18 protein-coding genes are annotated in these 16,043 nt (G+C 35.5%); 7 read left to right on the forward strand and 11 right to left on the reverse strand.

What is annotated here, in order from left to right; genetic code table 11:
* A partial coding sequence (locus tag L1275_RS14860) for a hypothetical protein (RefSeq protein ID WP_253475140.1) occupies positions 1-199 on the forward strand: 199 nt, incomplete at its 5' end.
* A gap of 345 nt (positions 200-544) precedes the next feature.
* On the opposite strand, the gene L1275_RS14865 is transcribed toward L1275_RS14860, so the two are convergent.
* Positions 545-1,354, reverse strand: a complete 810-nt coding sequence (locus L1275_RS14865) for an alpha/beta fold hydrolase (RefSeq protein ID WP_253475143.1) — start codon at positions 1,352-1,354, stop codon at positions 545-547.
* A gap of 328 nt (positions 1,355-1,682) precedes the next feature.
* Between L1275_RS14865 and L1275_RS14870 the strand changes: the two genes are divergently transcribed.
* Positions 1,683-2,174, forward strand: coding sequence for a hypothetical protein (locus L1275_RS14870; protein WP_253475147.1), 492 nt, complete (start codon positions 1,683-1,685; stop codon positions 2,172-2,174).
* Between the two features lie 83 nt (positions 2,175-2,257).
* On the opposite strand, the gene L1275_RS14875 is transcribed toward L1275_RS14870, so the two are convergent.
* The gene (locus L1275_RS14875; protein ID WP_253475150.1) at positions 2,258-2,725 is read right to left on the reverse strand and encodes an RDD family protein; all 468 of its coding nucleotides are present in this window, start codon (positions 2,723-2,725) and stop codon (positions 2,258-2,260) included.
* 125 nt (positions 2,726-2,850) lie between these two features.
* Between L1275_RS14875 and L1275_RS14880 the strand changes: the two genes are divergently transcribed.
* Both L1275_RS14880 and L1275_RS14885 read left to right on the forward strand, forming a co-directional pair.
* A complete protein-coding gene (locus L1275_RS14880; RefSeq protein WP_253475152.1) occupies positions 2,851-3,777 on the forward strand; it encodes a GNAT family N-acetyltransferase in 927 nt (308 codons plus the stop codon).
* Between the two features lie 10 nt (positions 3,778-3,787).
* Entirely contained in the window at positions 3,788-4,327 is a 540-nt protein-coding gene (locus tag L1275_RS14885; protein ID WP_253475156.1) for a GNAT family N-acetyltransferase, read from the forward strand.
* A gap of 18 nt (positions 4,328-4,345) precedes the next feature.
* On the opposite strand, the gene L1275_RS14890 is transcribed toward L1275_RS14885, so the two are convergent.
* The 6 genes from L1275_RS14890 to L1275_RS14915 form a co-directional block, all read right to left on the reverse strand.
* Complete coding sequence (locus tag L1275_RS14890; RefSeq protein WP_253475159.1) at positions 4,346-4,573, reverse strand: hypothetical protein; 228 nt, start codon at positions 4,571-4,573, stop codon at positions 4,346-4,348.
* A gap of 253 nt (positions 4,574-4,826) precedes the next feature.
* Complete coding sequence (locus L1275_RS14895) at positions 4,827-5,729, reverse strand: 3-hydroxyacyl-CoA dehydrogenase (protein WP_253475162.1); 903 nt, start codon at positions 5,727-5,729, stop codon at positions 4,827-4,829.
* Positions 5,730-5,757: 28 nt separating this feature from the next.
* Positions 5,758-6,393, reverse strand: a complete 636-nt coding sequence (locus L1275_RS14900; RefSeq protein WP_253475165.1) for an NAD(P)H-dependent oxidoreductase — start codon at positions 6,391-6,393, stop codon at positions 5,758-5,760.
* A gap of 76 nt (positions 6,394-6,469) precedes the next feature.
* Complete coding sequence (locus L1275_RS14905) at positions 6,470-6,919, reverse strand: MarR family winged helix-turn-helix transcriptional regulator (protein WP_253475168.1); 450 nt, start codon at positions 6,917-6,919, stop codon at positions 6,470-6,472.
* A 156-nt stretch (positions 6,920-7,075) separates the two neighbouring features.
* Positions 7,076-8,233 carry a diaminopimelate decarboxylase gene (lysA, locus tag L1275_RS14910; RefSeq protein ID WP_253475171.1) on the reverse strand — a complete coding sequence of 386 codons (1,158 nt, stop codon included), beginning with the start codon at positions 8,231-8,233 and terminating at the stop codon, positions 7,076-7,078.
* 19 nt (positions 8,234-8,252) lie between these two features.
* Positions 8,253-9,572 (reverse strand): aspartate kinase, encoded by a 1,320-nt coding sequence (locus L1275_RS14915; RefSeq protein ID WP_253475174.1) that lies wholly within the window; start codon positions 9,570-9,572, stop codon positions 8,253-8,255.
* Between the two features lie 600 nt (positions 9,573-10,172).
* Here L1275_RS14915 and L1275_RS14920 point away from each other — a divergent pair.
* The 3 genes from L1275_RS14920 to L1275_RS14930 all read left to right on the forward strand — a co-directional run bounded on the left by L1275_RS14920 (position 10,173) and on the right by L1275_RS14930 (position 13,169).
* Entirely contained in the window at positions 10,173-10,916 is a 744-nt protein-coding gene (locus L1275_RS14920; RefSeq protein WP_253475177.1) for a DUF4198 domain-containing protein, read from the forward strand.
* Between the two features lie 384 nt (positions 10,917-11,300).
* The gene (locus L1275_RS14925) at positions 11,301-11,552 is read left to right on the forward strand and encodes a hypothetical protein (protein WP_371923500.1); all 252 of its coding nucleotides are present in this window, start codon (positions 11,301-11,303) and stop codon (positions 11,550-11,552) included.
* A gap of 15 nt (positions 11,553-11,567) precedes the next feature.
* Positions 11,568-13,169 (forward strand): PepSY domain-containing protein, encoded by a 1,602-nt coding sequence (locus L1275_RS14930; RefSeq protein ID WP_253475183.1) that lies wholly within the window; start codon positions 11,568-11,570, stop codon positions 13,167-13,169.
* A 106-nt stretch (positions 13,170-13,275) separates the two neighbouring features.
* On the opposite strand, the gene L1275_RS14935 is transcribed toward L1275_RS14930, so the two are convergent.
* The 3 genes from L1275_RS14935 to L1275_RS14945 form a co-directional block, all read right to left on the reverse strand.
* Positions 13,276-14,175: a 3-hydroxyacyl-CoA dehydrogenase gene (locus L1275_RS14935; RefSeq protein WP_253475186.1), complete on the reverse strand. Its 900-nt coding sequence runs from the start codon at positions 14,173-14,175 to the stop codon at positions 13,276-13,278.
* A 171-nt stretch (positions 14,176-14,346) separates the two neighbouring features.
* Positions 14,347-14,805, reverse strand: a complete 459-nt coding sequence (locus tag L1275_RS14940) for a copper resistance protein NlpE (RefSeq protein ID WP_253475188.1) — start codon at positions 14,803-14,805, stop codon at positions 14,347-14,349.
* A 91-nt stretch (positions 14,806-14,896) separates the two neighbouring features.
* Positions 14,897-15,718, reverse strand: coding sequence for a siderophore-interacting protein (locus tag L1275_RS14945; RefSeq protein WP_253475191.1), 822 nt, complete (start codon positions 15,716-15,718; stop codon positions 14,897-14,899).
* Between the last annotated feature and the right edge of the window lie 325 nt (positions 15,719-16,043).

Genomic DNA, 16,043 nt, shown 5'->3' on the forward strand with positions numbered 1-16,043 from the left:
GATCGTTTGTGAAAAGCCAATTGTTCTAGTGATCAGTATGGTCGTGAATCGAAAATCGAAAATCGGGAGTCGAAGGTTATCGTTTATGAAAAGCCTCCTATATATGAGAAGTAAGAAATTCACACTAACCGACGAATCCCGATTAACGCATCACGAATCACGAATTAGCAAAGAGCAACTAGAGGGTTCAAGTTTATGAAAAGCAACCTATATATGAGGAGTGAGAAATTAACGATAGCCGACGAATCTCGATTTTCAACTAACGAATAACGAACTAGCAAAGAGTGACTAGAGGGTTCAAGTTTATGAAAAGCAACCTATATATGAGGAGTGAGAAATTAACGATAGCCGACGAATCTCGATTTTCGACTAACGAATCACGAACTAGCAAAGAGTGACTAGAGGGTTCAAGTTTATAAAAAGTATCTATATATGAGGAGTGAGAAATTAACGATAGCCGACGAATCTCGATTTTCGACTAACGAATCACGACCACACCAATAACTTATTACAATCTCAATGATCTAATGAACGTATGAGTTCATTAAAACATTCTTTTAATACTTTGAAAAACCTCATCTACCGTCGTAACACTTGGAAAATGGCTTTTTTTCTCTTGTAAATGTAATTTTGCATCTTTTAATCCAGAAATCATAGCTTCTACAGCTTCTATCGGAACCATATCATCTTTAGGAGAATGCCAAAACTCCATAGGAGTAGAAATGGCATCAAGACCAAATCCCCAAGGAGAAACTTGCATCTTAGCCTCTCGAGCTATACCTACACAATTATTAGACAAAGCGGCTTCAATTCTACGGCTTACTCCCTCACTTTGTACGTACTGCCTTTGAAGTTGCTTAAGCGAATCGTAGTAATCCTGAGCAATTTGTTCAACATTTCGTTCTTTAAAACGCTCGTAACTCAATTTTTCGTCTTCGGGATAGAAATCAAGTATATTCGAATCTGAAACATTTGAAACAGCACTAAGCAACCACAATTTCCTTAAACGACCTTTAAAATACCACGCCTCAGCCCAAGCGTAAGGAGCGCCCGCTGAAACAGCAATCGTACCAAATGATTCTACCTTTAAAAAATCCAGCAAAGAACTTATGAAAGCCCCCCAGTCAGCAATGTTCTTTAAACCTGAAGTCATTGTTGTCTCTCCATAACCTGGCCGATCTATAGCAATCAATCGAACTCCAATCTCTTTTGCTTTCTGCGACCACGAATCCGGCAATAAGGAACTTCCTAACAATCCATGATGTACTAATATAGGAAAACCACCTTCATCTCCATATACACGATAACTAATCAGTTCGCCTGTAACTGTATTATATTTTTTTAAATCACTCATTTTATCTAGTCCTTTTTTATCCAGTACCCATCACCATTGCTCCAATAATAAAATTAATCAATAAAAGCCTCATTTCCAAAATAATAATTATTAAAATTTAAAGACTACACTTCCATTCATTAGGAAAACCATATCACCCCATTGTCTTTACCCCTAATAACACAAGAACCCCATCGATTTTAAGATAATCCCATCAAACTTATTAATAAGTATTATAAAAACCACAATATTTATAAAATAGAAAGAAATTTTGCATTTTAATTTAATTTTCATATATTTATTATGATTTAAAACGGTCTAATCTTTTATTCATTCAAATAAAGTGTTTATGAAAAATTCTTTTTTCGCTATTAGTCTCCTTGGTTTGATTATTCTAACAGGATGTCAAAACAAGAAAACCCAAACAGATGTTTTAATTACTTCTGAGTCTACAGAGGACACTTCCAATTCGACTATTCCTAAAGAAGTTGAAGAAGAATTTAAAATTATCGATGATGATAAAATAAAGGATATAAACGCCCTAATAATCGCAAAGAAATTTTCTGCTGAGGAAGAAATCATGCAAGCGTACAGCCCAAAAGACAAACAAGCTGAATCCAATTACAAATACACCATTACGAAATTATCTTCTGGCAATGGGAAAACATTGGTGCAGCTGGTCGAAGAAAATCTATCCGATGATTCGGTAAAAGATAAAAAGGTCATCATGCGCGTTCTTAAAAACGATAAAGGTCAATTTGTTGTTGATGAAATTAAAGAAAGTTATAGATGCAGATTAAATCGAGGCCATCAAGATTGGAGCGCCTCATTCTGCTCGTAAATATTTATAAAAAAAGTCCTTAGATATTTCTAAGGACTTTTTTATTTTTAAAATCAGCTGGATTGCAATAAACTTAGAATAACTTATTGTCTCTCATTTACCACTATTTTGTACTCCTCGACTACGGTTATCTTTTTTCTGCTAACCTCTCTGACAACGATACATTGAGAAACAATATCATGTAAACACTGAGATTTATCGTTGGTGAAAAACAAAAAATAACCAACACAGAAAGTCATTATATTTAGGTAATTTCCGAAATATCGACCGGTAGCTTGTCCAAAATTAATTTTTTGTCCATCCATGCTTAATACCTTAATATCCATTGTACGCTGTCCAACTGTTGCCTGTAATGGCCCACTTTGCTGTAAGGCAAAATACAACCAACTCCCAATCAATGGAATACATATCGAAGAAATCACAACAATCAAGATATCTAAAAGGCGAGCAACAAAACGCTCTCCAAAACTAGCAAAAACATAAGTGATTTCTTCATCGCCCGAAATCACCACAACTGTGTTGTTTTGTAAATAATGTATACTCCCAATCATTTCTAGATCTATTTTATTTTAATCGCACAAATTACCGCATTTTTTAATTAATTCGTTTCTACAAAACCCTAAACTATTTCATTTAAATTTACAGATTCAGGAGTTTAATTTAGTTGAATGCTTTTATGTCGAAAATAAGCCGAAGACCCGCCACAAATAATGATTTGTCGTTTTTACTGCATCTCAGAAAAGACACCATGTCTACCTATTTACGCGAATCCCAACTGGACCATTCTGAGAGCGGTCATCTGGATAGAATCCACTATGCTTTTGAATATGCCGAGATCATCCTACTTCATCAAAAACCAATCGGTTTATTAAAAACCCGATTAGAGGACTCCATATTAGAAATTATCCAAATTCAAATACTACCAGAATTCCAGAAATTAGGAATCGGAAGTCAGCTAATTCTAAATATAATACGGCAAGCTACCTTAAAAAACTTGACAGTTCATTTGAGTGTACTGCAAGTAAATCCTGCTTTAAGGTTGTATCAGCGCTTGGGTTTTCTTCAGAAAGCACAGCATAACGTTATGATAAAAATGGAATGGCTACCACCTATACTCGAAACCGATCGCTTTTATTTTCGGTGCTTGACAACTGCAGATGCAAACGATTTCTATCTTCTCAATTCAGATCCTGAAGTCATTCAATATACCGGAGATAGTCGATTTGAAACGGTAAATCAAGCAAGCGATTTCCTAAGGCAGTATGATCAATATAATTTGTATGGGGTAGGCCGCTGTGCCGTAATTGATAAAACTACACAGCAATTTGTCGGTTGGTGCGGAATTAAATACACAGAAGAAACGGACGAATACGACATTGGTTTTCGGTTTTTTAAAAAACATTGGAATCGTGGATATGCGACAGAAACCGCTCGTTACTGGCTGCATATTGCGGAACATGTCATGTTGATTCCGAACTTAATTGGCCGAGTTGACCACAATAACAAAGCTTCGCAATATGTACTAGAAAAATTAGGCTTTCAGAAATATCAAGAAGTACCAAAAAATAATTCCGTTACTTTATATTACAAAATCGATTTTTAAACACTTAAGTATGTTATTTGAAACCGTCCAATTAGAATTCCAACCATTTGATGAAAAAACCAGTGGTGAATTACTGCAAATCTATAACGACCCGATAACCATGAAATACATACCCAATAATCCGGCATCTTGGAATAAAGAACAATTGGATCAAAAATTGTCAATTCAACTTAAAGATTACTCCTCGGGAATTGGCATCTACGCTGTATACGAAAAACGAAGTGGCGCTTTCATTGGACAAGCTGGAATATACGATTCATTTAATAATAGAGAACGATTGGAAATTGGGTATATCTTATCAAGTGCCTTTTGGAACCAAGGTTATGGAACAGAAATTTGCATTGGACTGCTCAACTATTGCTTCAAAACATTAGAAACAAAAACGGTCGTTGCACGAATGTACTCCAACAACATTGGGTCAGTAAGGGTTGCCGAAAAATCAGGTATGATATTTTTAGAATCAACAGCACTAGCCAACGGACTTTATCGATCTACCTATATCATGGAATACCCAACTACAAAAAAACCTATAAAAAAAAGACTCTCTTAATAGACAGTCTTTTTTTATTTATTCTTCCGTAGGTTCTTCACCTTTTTTTCCAATATTCATGTTTGGAAATTTCTTTTGAATTGATTTCAATGTAAACTCATTGATTTCAACCATCGCTTCTTGACTAGGTAATTTTAAATGCTCTGCATTATGCTTCATTAATTCCTCTAATAGAATTTGAGTTCTCAACAATTGAAAATTTAAGTCAATAATTTCACCTACTACGTCAATATCTCCTAATTTCATACTTCTTTATTTAATTTTAAGGGAGGCCCTCGGTTACAAATTGGTTATGCTCAAAAATAGACAACTATTTTTGATTTTTAAAAAGAATAGTCGTTTATCTCATGGAAAAAACACCTTCAAATTTCCCCCAATCAGTAAACAATTATATTTTAAACACTTAGGGATTTAGATAAAGCTCCCCTAAAGGGAGCTTTATATTCTTCGATAGTCCTTGTTTTCGTCAATTTTAATTTGAGGTTTTCTCGAAACTCGATCATTTGGACTTATAAAAATCTGGGTTTTCGAATTCGGGATTGGGATAGGTATAAAAACCCTGACCAGATACTTTTCCCAACTTTCCTTTATCGATGAAATTTTCTTTTAAGTAGTTCATTTTTTTTAACTCATTGGGATTCCTAGTACGCTCTGCTCCTATTTTATGAATATTGTAAACGGTATTTAAACCAACTAAATCCAATATAGCGCAAGGCCCTAAGGTTGCTCCTGAGCCGATGACCCATGCTTTATCTATAGCTTGAGGATCCGCCACTTTATTGACCAATAAATTCATGGTTGCATTCAACAAGGGAATCAATAAACTATCTAATATATATCCCGACTGTTCTTTATGCAACTCAATGGGCACCATATTTAACGAAACAGCAAATTCCACTATACGGTCAAAAACAGCCAAATCCGTAAGTTCATGTCCCATAATTTCTGCTGTATTGTGTTTCCATATTTCATTGGCAAAATGCAGGGCAAGAAATTGTTTTGGGCGTCCGGTGTCCTCGGCAAAAAGACTGGGCACTAATGTGGATGAATTGGTTACAAAAATTGTTTTTACAGGAGCTACAAGTGCTAGTTGCTGATAAAACTCCCGTTTTATTTTTGGATCTTCAGGTATGGATTCTATTAATAAATCAGCGTCTCGAACTGCTTGTTTTAAATCTGTAAAATATTCAATTCTCAAATAAGCGTCGTCTACTGCTTTTTGTGTCGCCTTAAGTTCCCTTTTATAGATCTCTTTCAAATCCTGAAAGCGTTTTTTTGCTTTCTCCAACACTTCTTCATTTAAGTCATACAAAGAAACTTGATAACCTTGAAAGGCAGTGTGAAAAGTGACCTGTGCGCCTAAGACACCACTACCAGCTGTTGTGATTTTTTTGAACTCCATACCTTTATATTCTTCTAAAGCTTATTTTTTATTTTATTTCGATAATAAAATCTTCTAGAGCATGGCGAACTTTCTTCATGTTGACCAACCAATCGTTATCAGCATCACGATAGCCCAAAGGCATAATCGTAACTGATTTCAATCCTCTTTCGTTTAAATTCAAGATTTGATCATATGCTGCGTTATCAAATCCTTCCATCGGTGTGGCATCGATCTTTAATTCAGCAGCAGCAGCTAAAACTATTCCGAAAGCAATATACGTTTGTTTTGATGTATGCACAAAGTTTTCTTCAGCAGATTGATTCAAATATAGGTTTTTTAATCGGGTACCATATTCAGACATAGCAGATTCTGGCAACCCACGCTCTGAAGTGGTTTTATTAAAAATCCCATCGATGCGCTCCTCAGTATATCGATCCCATGCAGCAAAAACCAACAGGTGTGAACAATCTGCAATTTGTTGTTGATTCATCGAATGAGCTACTAAAGACTCTTTTAATTCTTGATTTGTAATCACCAAAACTTTGAATGGTTGCAATCCAGATGAAGTGGGAGCTATATGAGCAACCTCCAATAATTGTTTAATCGATTCTTCCGAAACTTTTTGAGTCGGATCGAATTTCTTTGTAGCATAACGCCATTTTAATGCATTTAATAATTCCATATCGTTTATTGTATTATTATTAATCTATCGCTTTTAAAACTATTTTCATTACTTGCAGTGAAGGTAGACATCACCATCATAAATGATCTTTATTCGTACATTTTTTACGGGTAATTTCCAAAAGATCTTTTAATTCCACTTTTAAGCGATTGGCTTGCTCGTTGTCTAATTCAAACAGCTGATTGATCTTTTCAGGAATACGGCTGGCAGACTTTTCCAAATCTATACCCACTTGTGTTAGTGCAATATCGACCCGACGCTCATCTTCTGTGGAACGATTGCGTGTAATCAGTTTTTTTTCTTGCATTCGCTTTAGCAAAGGAGTTAGTGTTCCGCTATCTAACCAAAGCTTTTCACCTAAATCCCGAACACAAATCGAATCTTTCTCCCATAAAACCAATAACACTAAATATTGAGTATAGGTCAAGTTGAGTTCCTCTAAAAATGGTTTATACAATAAAGTTACCTGCCTTGACAAAGCATATATTGGAAAACACAGTTGGTTTTTTAATTTTAAATTATCCATAGTTGTATTATAACTGTATAAATTTACATTGCGCACAATTGAATGACAAACAATCTAAAGAGATTAACAAAATTTTATCGTCAATCCCCATACATAACCATCATAAAAAAAAGCCTGTTATCCGTGGACAACAGGCCTTTGCTGTATAAGTACTCTCTATTCTTTATAAAGAAAACTTATGTTCTCTCTCAGATTATAACGTAATGCCATCACTTCACCATAGGCACCAGTAGAACGAATTGCTATCAAATCGCCTCTATGGAGTTCTGGCAAAGAAACTTCTTTACCAAAACAATCGCTACTTTCACATATAGGTCCTACAACATCGTAGTGGGTTTGTTGTTTGTGATCATGATCATTTCCCAGATATTCAATTTTATGATAGGCTTGATATAGTGATGGACGCAATAATTCGGTCATGCCTGCATCTAGTATAGCGAAATTCTTTTTTATACCATTTTTAATATATAGGACTCTGCTGATTAAAGATCCACATTGCCCCACTATGGATCGTCCCAATTCAAAATGCACTTGTTGGTGTGATTTTCGAATTAAAAACTCATCGAATATAGCAAAAAAGGATTTAAAATCGGGAATAGCGGCTTCATCTGGCTGATGATAGTCGATACCTAAACCACCACCGACGTTTAGAATCGGCACTTCATAACCTCTATTGATAAACCATTCATTCCATTCATTTACCTTAATACATAAACTCTTAAAAACGTTTAGGTCCGTAATTTGAGAACCGATATGAAAATGAAGCCCTGTTAATTGTAGCAGTTCGTTGTCTCTGATTAAGTCGATACACAGCGGTAATTCGTGTGTTAAGATTCCGAATTTATTTTCGTCGAGCCCTGTAGTGATATAGTGATGCGTATGTGCATCTACATTAGGATTAATCCGCAAGGCTATGCGTGCAACGGTTTTCATTTCTGCCGCTAATTGCGCAATGACCTCCAGCTCCTGAACTGATTCAACATTAAAGGCTAAAATTTGATGTTTTAATGCCGTTCTTATTTCCTTATCGGTTTTCCCTACACCTGCGAATACAATTTGTTGAGAATCAAATCCCGTTTCAATCGCGAGATCAATTTCATTGCCACTGACACAGTCCGCGCCAAGTCCCATGGACTGTACCAACTGCAATATTCTTGGATTATTATTAGCCTTTAAAGCGTAATGAACGTGAAAGTCATAAGCTTTGGCTGATTGTACCACTTCTATTAAAGTTTCTTTTAATAAAGTTAAATCATAATAGTACAAAGGAGTTTCTAGATTTTCAGAATCTAAAACCATGGTTGATGTTAACATATCTATTGAATACTTTATATTAAAACAATCTATTTTGAAGCGATCGCAATACTTCTATTTTATTTTCTGTATGTACCAACAACGAAATATTGTGTTCGCTTCCTCCATAAGAGATCATACGTACAGGAATATGTTTTACGGCTTCGACAACTCGTGTGGCATGTCCATGAGTAGCTGGACCGAAATCGCCAACCACACAAACAATACTCTGATTTTCATCGACCTCAACATCACCAAAGTCGGCAAGATCCGCAACTATACTTTCCAAATGAGTACTGTTGTCTATAGTTACAGATACCGCAACTTCGGAGGTCGTAATCATGTCAATCGGTGTTTTATAACGTTCAAAAACCTCAAAAACCCTTCTTAAAAACCCGTATGCCAATAACATTCGAGTCGAGTGAATTCGAATAGCAATAATGCCGTCTTTTGCTGCGATGGCAATAATCTTACCTTTATTTTCATCACTATCGCTAATCAAGGTACCTTTTGCTTCTGGCAATAAGGTATCCAAAAGTCTAACAGGAACTTTATAGCGCTGCGCTGGAAAAACACTTTGTGGATGTAAAATTTTTGCTCCAAAATAGGCGAGCTCGGCGGCCTCTTCAAAACTTAAATTTTCAATAGGTGACGTATTGTTTACATATCGAGGATCGTTGTTGTGAAAACCATCTATATCCGTCCAAATCTGAACTTCCTCTGCTCGTAAGGCTCCACCAATTAAGGATGCCGTATAATCGGATCCACCGCGACGCAAGTTGTCGATCTCACCGAAAGCATTGCGACAAATGAATCCCTGAGTAATAAATATTTCAGCAAATGGATGATTGTCGAGCAAATTACTTAAATCATGATGAATTCGATCCATGATCGGTTCGTGTTCATCATCAACACGCATAAAGCTTAATGCAGGCAATAAAACCGATTGTACACCAATCTCTTTTAGATAAAATTGAAATAAAGTCGTTGAAAGCAACTCTCCTTGTGCCAAGATAATTCGCTCTTCTACCGTCGTAAATAACTCCTGAGCGAATCCCTTTAGCAAGTCAAAATGGTGATTGATCAAATCCGCTCCATTTTGTAAGCCCTCAGGAGTAGAAAATAATTCCTCTATAAATACCACATAAGAGTCATACAAATTTGCAATCAACGTTAAAGCCTCCTCTTTTTCGCCCTTGTGATAGGCATCACTAATTGCGACTAGATGATTCGTCGTCCCAGCAACAGCAGATAAGACAACTATGGTTTTTTCTGCCTTTTGCAACTGAATAAGAGATAATAAACTTTTCATTCGCTCTGGATTTCCCACTGAGGTTCCTCCGAATTTTAATACTTTCATCGTTTTATTTTAGTTTTTCAATAGTTTTTAAACAAAAAAAAGGCCTGTCGTGAAGACAGGCCTTTTATATTTTTATGTTGGATTCAACAAATAAGAAAGCAGCTCACGACGTTCGACGTAAGTATTGCTTCTTTCCCTTTTTTATAATCCAAGTGTTCATCATGTTCTCTTTTTGATGTCGCAAATATATTTAATTATCTAATTAATACAACAAAACTCATAAAATAATTATAAAATATATTTTTTTGCCCTTTTTTAAATCGCCTACCGAGCAGCAATCTCGATGACGACAAGGAGCAATTGATTACCTATAAAATCTACCATCTTTAGATCAGATCTTTTTAAGATTATATCTAACGTCTTACTTTTTTTACGCGTACACCATCACAGCCAACAGTAGCGACCTATACGAATTACAAAAAAACAAAAACACAACTCCTTGTTTTCAAACTCATTACAAGTCTTAAAAAATTATTAAAAAAAATTGTGTAGCTCTAAATATTTATGCCATATATTTGTTTTTATTTAGACTAAATATTTATAAGGTAATTTTTAAGAATTTCAAACATTTAATTCATGGGTTATTTACCCGCTTATATTATGAAAAAACTCGCACTTCTATTTTTATTATTGACCCCCATTACCCAAGCCTTTTCCCATTATCTCTGGATTGAAACAGAACAACATGGTAAGCTTAACCAGCTGCAGACTATTAAAGTTAAGTATGGTGAGTTTGCGTATGGCGAGACAGAGCAAGTGAATAATGAGGCTTTTTTAAAGGTAAAAAACTTTGAACTTTGGCTTATTAGCCCTGATGGGAGCAAGAAGGAGCTTAAAGTTCAAGCAAATGGCGATCATTATCAAGCTGCTTTCACACCAACTAAGATTGGAGATTACCTGATTTACCTTGACAATAAAGTAATGGATGTTGTCGATGGCTCTCAATATAATTTTGGCATTTATAAACCCCAATATCATGCTACAGCCAAAATCAGCATCGGAAATTCCAACGCCAAATCATTTCAAACTAATGCCGATGGATTGGAGATTGTAGAACTAGATAAGAACGGTCAACAAATTACACTAAAGGTTTTATTTAAAAATAAACCGCTAAGCAAAAACAAAGTAGTATTCTTTTTTAAAGACGGCTGGAATAAGGAAGCTGAAACTAATGAATCCGGAGAAATAACCTTAACCCTACCCTGGTCCACATCCTACACTGTTGAAGTGACCTATATCGATAAAAGTCCTGGAGCATTTAATCAAGTTCCCTATGAATTTATTTGGAACTGTGCTACCTATTACATCAATCGCACACCAAACAATTTAACGGTTAGTCAGTAAAACTATTTTAAACATTATGTATACTCTTTCAGCGCTATGTTGTTTTTTAGGATTTTACAGTCTCTACAATACATCGAAAAAAGCCTCTTTACATCGAGATTACCAAATCGAAATTTGGTTGCAAAAAAATAAAAAAGCGACTCAATTAATTGCTCTCTTTTTTCTGATAGCTAGTCTATTAATCTTAATAGTGATCGATAGCTATCAGGCGGGTACTTTTAGCTTTATAGTATTGTTGACAGCAATCGCAAGTTTAGTGGTTATTTTCAGCCCTCTTAAAATTGTAAAGGGACCTCATCTGGTCTTTATGACCTCTATTTTAATCGTTTCCGAATTTTTAATTTTTAACTAATGCCAGCCAACACCAAATATTTGTCTACTCCGTTGCAAAAATTTCTAAAACTCACCGCAGGTCTACTTGGCGGTTATTTAGTAACGGCCACTTTGCATCTTTTTCTAGGGCTGTGGGTAGATCGTCAAAATTTATTAATCACGATGGCCTTCAGTGGTTTTATCATTTGGGCATCTTTATTCGTCATTGCATTTTTGGCAAAAAACGGCTGGAAAATATGGGGTATTTACCTTTTAATTAGCCTGATTTTTTTCACCCCTTTTGCTTATAAAATTTTTTTTTAACCTTCATTCCCCCACATGAACAATAGAAATTATAATATTTTCTTCCATACACACACCATCAGCGGTATTTTCATAAGTGCTTTGTTGTACGTGATATTCTTTGCTGGATCTTTTTCATTTTTTAAAAGTGAAATCAACAATTGGGAAGCAAATACATTAGAAGTCAAAAATTCAACTCAGGACATCCGCTTTCAATCTATATTAGATTCCTTAAACCGGGAGCAAGATCTATTTTCGCGAGATATCAGTTTTTACTTGCCTGAAAAAAACAACAAAATTGGCGTTCAATTTGGTCCTAAAAAGGATACGATTTCAGCTGCTAATGCAGATCAGCAAAAGAAAGAAAAAAAGGGAAGACGCAGAGGCGACAGCACTTTTTTTATTTTGGATAACCAAACCAATAAAACCTCAACCTATATGGATTCCTACTCCTTGGGAGAGTTTTTATATCGTTTGCATTTCTTTGCTCAAATACCTTATCCTTACGGTTATCACTTAGCGGGATTTGTTTCTTTTATCTTTCTATTTGCTATTATCACTGGAGTACTATTACATTGGAATAAAATTGTTTCTAATTTTTACATTTTTCGCCCCTGGTCAAAGCTTAAGACACTGTGGACAGATGCACATACCGCACTTGGAATCATAGGACTGCCCTATCAATTTATTTTTGCTGTTACTGGTGCTTATTTTATGATTAATATCGTGTTTACCGCTCCTGTGACCCAATTTTTATATGAAGGTAATCGCGACGCAATGTTTGCCGATATGGGTTATACCGACCCCAAAGCCTATCCATTTGAAAATACTCCCTTAGGGAATGAATTTAACATCGTAACTTTTTTAGAAAAGACAGAGGCAAACTGGAGCAACTCCAAAGTAACTCGCGTATCTCTTCAGAATTACGGTGATCAAAGTATGACAGTAACCGTTGAAGGTCAAGTAAATAATTCAACTAAATTAACCGGCAATGGCAAGGTTGTTTACCAAGTAAACACCGGCAAAATTCTTGAAGAAAAGAAGCCAATGGACGATGCGACTTATAGCGATGTTGTCAAAAGTTTATTGTATAAACTTCATTTCGGAAATTACGGCGGTTATGCTTTAAAAATCATGTACTTTTTAGTCGGAATAGCCAGTTGTTTTGTCATCATTTCAGGTGTAATGATTTGGTTGATTGCACGAGATCGCAAAAACATACCCGTTAAGAAACGCATTTTTAATGAATGGTTGGTCAATATTTATCTTGCAGTATGTTTGAGTATGTATCCGATGACTGCCTTAATTTTTATAGCAGTAAAAGTTTACCATCCGGCGGGGCAAGATTTTATTTATCGCTTTTACTTTATAGGTTGGTTGCTGCTTTCTCTCTATTTAATTGTCAGAAAAAATAATTATATCACCACACGCGATACCTTACTGCTCGGAAGTGTGTTCGGTTTTTTGGTTCCGATTGCCAATGGAATAATGACCGACAATTGGTTATGGATTAGTTATATCAAAGGCTATAACGATTTGTTATTTATAGATTTACTTTGGCTGGTTATATCCGTTATAACCTTTATAAGCTGGTTACTTATGGTACGAAAACACAAAACCAAGTCCCTGATTAAATAAGATTGTAAAAACAAAAAAGAGGCACTCAAAGGAGTACCTCTTTTTTGTTTTTACATTAATCGTTCAGCGATCAAACACCCTAAAAATGTTTGAGATTGAACAAGGATTATTTTTTATAGAAATCCGGATCCATATAGGCAGGATTTGGGTATTTATAGAAACCTTGTCCTTCCGCAACACCTAATCTGCCTGTATCAATAAAGTTTTCCTTGATATAGGCAACCACTTTTTCATCCCAAGGATCCTTAGTTTGTTCTGCCTTGATTTTATTGATGTTGTAAACCGTATTGAGTCCAACCGTATCAAATATAGCTCCAGGTCCAACTGTGGCTCCAGTACCAATGACCCAAGCTTTGTCTATACTTTCGATATCTGCAACTTCTTTTACAAGTAAATCCATTGCGGCATCGAGTAGCGGAACAAGCAGGGAATTCAACAGATAACCCGACTGTTCTTTATGGAGTTCTAAAGTTACCATACCAATGCTCTTCGCAAAGGAAACTACCTCTTTAAAGACTTCTGGATCGGTACCTGGATGTCCCATAATTTCGGCCGTATTGTGTTTCCAAATTTCATTAGCGAAGTGCAGTGCTAAAAACTTTTTAGGCCTACCCGTTGCTGTCGCAAATGAACTGGGCAACAAGGTAGAAGTATTGGTAGCAAATATTGTTTTCTCAGGAGCAACAGCTTTTAATTGCTTGTAAAACTCCTTTTTTATTTCAGGATCTTCTGGTACGGATTCAATTACTAAATCAACATCTTCTACGGCATTTTCCAAATCGGTAAAAAAGACAATTCGATTGTAGGCAAGATCTACTTCTTGCTGTGTCGCATTCAAATCCTGTTTGTAATTATCTTTTAATTTAGTCAATCGTTCCTTTGCATAAGCAATTGATTTCTGATTGATATCATAAATATGAACGGTATATCCATGAAACGCAATTTGATATGCGATTTGTGACCCCAATACACCGCTTCCAGCGGCTAGAATTTTCTTAAAAACCATATATTAGACTATTAATAATTAACGTACTTAGTGTAGCTTAACTCCAATAATAAGCGCTTTTATCAATATACGAATACAAATCAACTAAAACAAATAATTAACTGTTATTTAGGTATTTACAAATAAAAAAAGCCTTATTAAATAAGGCTTTTTTACGTTTAGTATATAAAATTATTTTCTTAAAATGTAGTGCTCAGCTAAAGCTCCTTCAATCTTATTACCATCTAAGTCCAGTTGAGTCAAGGTATTTTCGCCTACAAAATATTTCATATGAGGTTCACCATTTTTCACTGCGTTTTCTAATGTCAATGTGTTGACAGCGATAGACCATTTCCCATTTTCTACAAATTCGTTATTGCCTTTCTTATCGGTCTGATACAAACTAGTCAATTTGTAAGTATTGTCTTCATTCAGTTCTATTGTAGTCTGAATACCTTCACAATCTGCGCAAGGAAGTACACCTTTATAAACACCTGCAATATCCAACGAATTTTCAGCATTATGACCGTCGCTAATTGGCGCTTCAGTCGTGGTATTCGTTTCTAAATTTTCTGAGTCTTTTTTAGTAGAATTACACGAAACTACCAAAAAAGAGAAAGCCACTAAACCGGTAAAAATTATTTTTTTCATAGCAATTATTTTTATTAATATATAGTAGCAAAAACAATGCCTAACATCAAAATTCCACTCCAATCAAAATATTACTGCCGACAAAATCGACTTAAATTTCTTCGCGTTCTGCCCGGCGATCTGGTTCTGAACTGGTTTCCGACTTCCCATATTTCCAATAGGAATACGCATGAAGCTCATCCGATGTCCACTGCAACTCTTTTCTCAATAACGAACGAATTTGTTTTACCGAACTAAACTCCGATGCGATATAAGCAAACTTGGAGTCCTCTTGTAAATCACGTACTAACTTCTCCGCTTCTACAGCCAATTGACTGTTTTGACCCGGTGTCGGATTAATAAGCCATTTTATTTGGACTTGAGACAACGTACTTATATCTTGTATATCTGCTTTGGTTTCCACCTCTATAAGGGCGAATCCTCGTGCCGTTGCAGGCAAATCTTCTAGGATTGCACCTAATACGGGAATAGCTGTTGCGTCACCCGCTAACAAGTACCAAGCTGCTTGTTTATATAACTCATGCGGCTCTTTTCTCATAACCACTCCCAGTTCAGAGCCTAGAGGAGCATGAATAGCCCAAGCAGAAGCGGGTCCATCATCACCATGAGCAACAAAATCAATGTAAATTTCATTCTTTTCTAAATCAATCCCACGATGTGTATATGTTCTACGATGCGGCGTCAATGCTGCAGGCATAGGCTTCCACTCCATCTTATCCGGATCCAATTCCGGTAGATAAACCTTAGTTGTACCTTCAGGTGCTACGAATATTTTATTGTTAACACCAATCGTAGAATCTTTGTAATCACTAACAAAATCGTTTTCTAAGGTAATTCGAATGTAATTTGGTGTAATGTAAGTTCTATCTTTTAGATAAAAAACCCGAGGTGTTAAATCTGTTTTCTTTGCCATAAAGTATGTTTGCCTTTACATAGGAAATAGCAACAACTATTCCCTAACATTAAAACCCAAATATAACTAATTAAAGTTATTTAGAATCGATAAAAATAAGCTTTAATAATTTTTAACATATTCCATTAAAAACGTCTCAACTCCGTTTTACAATAAATTTTACTCCATTTATTTCAATACATAAGATTCGCTAGCTGCAACCGATTTTATACCTGCTAATAAAACGTCAAACGGATACGGCTCCAATAAAACGCTTACCAAGGTGCTATTGGGGTGTTTTTTAGAAGAAAAACCTTCCAAGCTCGTAGATTAATTCCTATTTTTG

The organism is Flavobacterium sp. HSC-61S13 (genome assembly GCF_024171535.1).
Classification (GTDB): domain Bacteria; phylum Bacteroidota; class Bacteroidia; order Flavobacteriales; family Flavobacteriaceae; genus Flavobacterium.

Bases quoted from the DNA above. Each gene is read 5' to 3' on its own strand.
- L1275_RS14865 (WP_253475143.1), bottom strand. From the start codon at position 1,354: ATGAGTGATTTAAAAAAATATAATACAGTTACAGGCGAACTGATTAGT.
- L1275_RS14870 (WP_253475147.1), top strand. From the start codon at position 1,683: ATGAAAAATTCTTTTTTCGCTATTAGTCTCCTTGGTTTGATTATTCTA.
- L1275_RS14875 (WP_253475150.1), bottom strand. From the start codon at position 2,725: ATGATTGGGAGTATACATTATTTACAAAACAACACAGTTGTGGTGATT.
- L1275_RS14880 (WP_253475152.1), top strand. From the start codon at position 2,851: ATGTCGAAAATAAGCCGAAGACCCGCCACAAATAATGATTTGTCGTTT.
- L1275_RS14885 (WP_253475156.1), top strand. From the start codon at position 3,788: ATGTTATTTGAAACCGTCCAATTAGAATTCCAACCATTTGATGAAAAA.
- L1275_RS14890 (WP_253475159.1), bottom strand. From the start codon at position 4,573: ATGAAATTAGGAGATATTGACGTAGTAGGTGAAATTATTGACTTAAAT.
- L1275_RS14895 (WP_253475162.1), bottom strand. From the start codon at position 5,729: ATGGAGTTCAAAAAAATCACAACAGCTGGTAGTGGTGTCTTAGGCGCA.
- L1275_RS14900 (WP_253475165.1), bottom strand. From the start codon at position 6,393: ATGGAATTATTAAATGCATTAAAATGGCGTTATGCTACAAAGAAATTC.
- L1275_RS14905 (WP_253475168.1), bottom strand. From the start codon at position 6,919: ATGGATAATTTAAAATTAAAAAACCAACTGTGTTTTCCAATATATGCT.
- lysA (WP_253475171.1), bottom strand. From the start codon at position 8,233: ATGTTAACATCAACCATGGTTTTAGATTCTGAAAATCTAGAAACTCCT.
- L1275_RS14915 (WP_253475174.1), bottom strand. From the start codon at position 9,572: ATGAAAGTATTAAAATTCGGAGGAACCTCAGTGGGAAATCCAGAGCGA.
- L1275_RS14920 (WP_253475177.1), top strand. From the start codon at position 10,173: ATGAAAAAACTCGCACTTCTATTTTTATTATTGACCCCCATTACCCAA.
- L1275_RS14930 (WP_253475183.1), top strand. From the start codon at position 11,568: ATGAACAATAGAAATTATAATATTTTCTTCCATACACACACCATCAGC.
- L1275_RS14935 (WP_253475186.1), bottom strand. From the start codon at position 14,175: ATGGTTTTTAAGAAAATTCTAGCCGCTGGAAGCGGTGTATTGGGGTCA.
- L1275_RS14940 (WP_253475188.1), bottom strand. From the start codon at position 14,805: ATGAAAAAAATAATTTTTACCGGTTTAGTGGCTTTCTCTTTTTTGGTA.
- L1275_RS14945 (WP_253475191.1), bottom strand. From the start codon at position 15,718: ATGGCAAAGAAAACAGATTTAACACCTCGGGTTTTTTATCTAAAAGAT.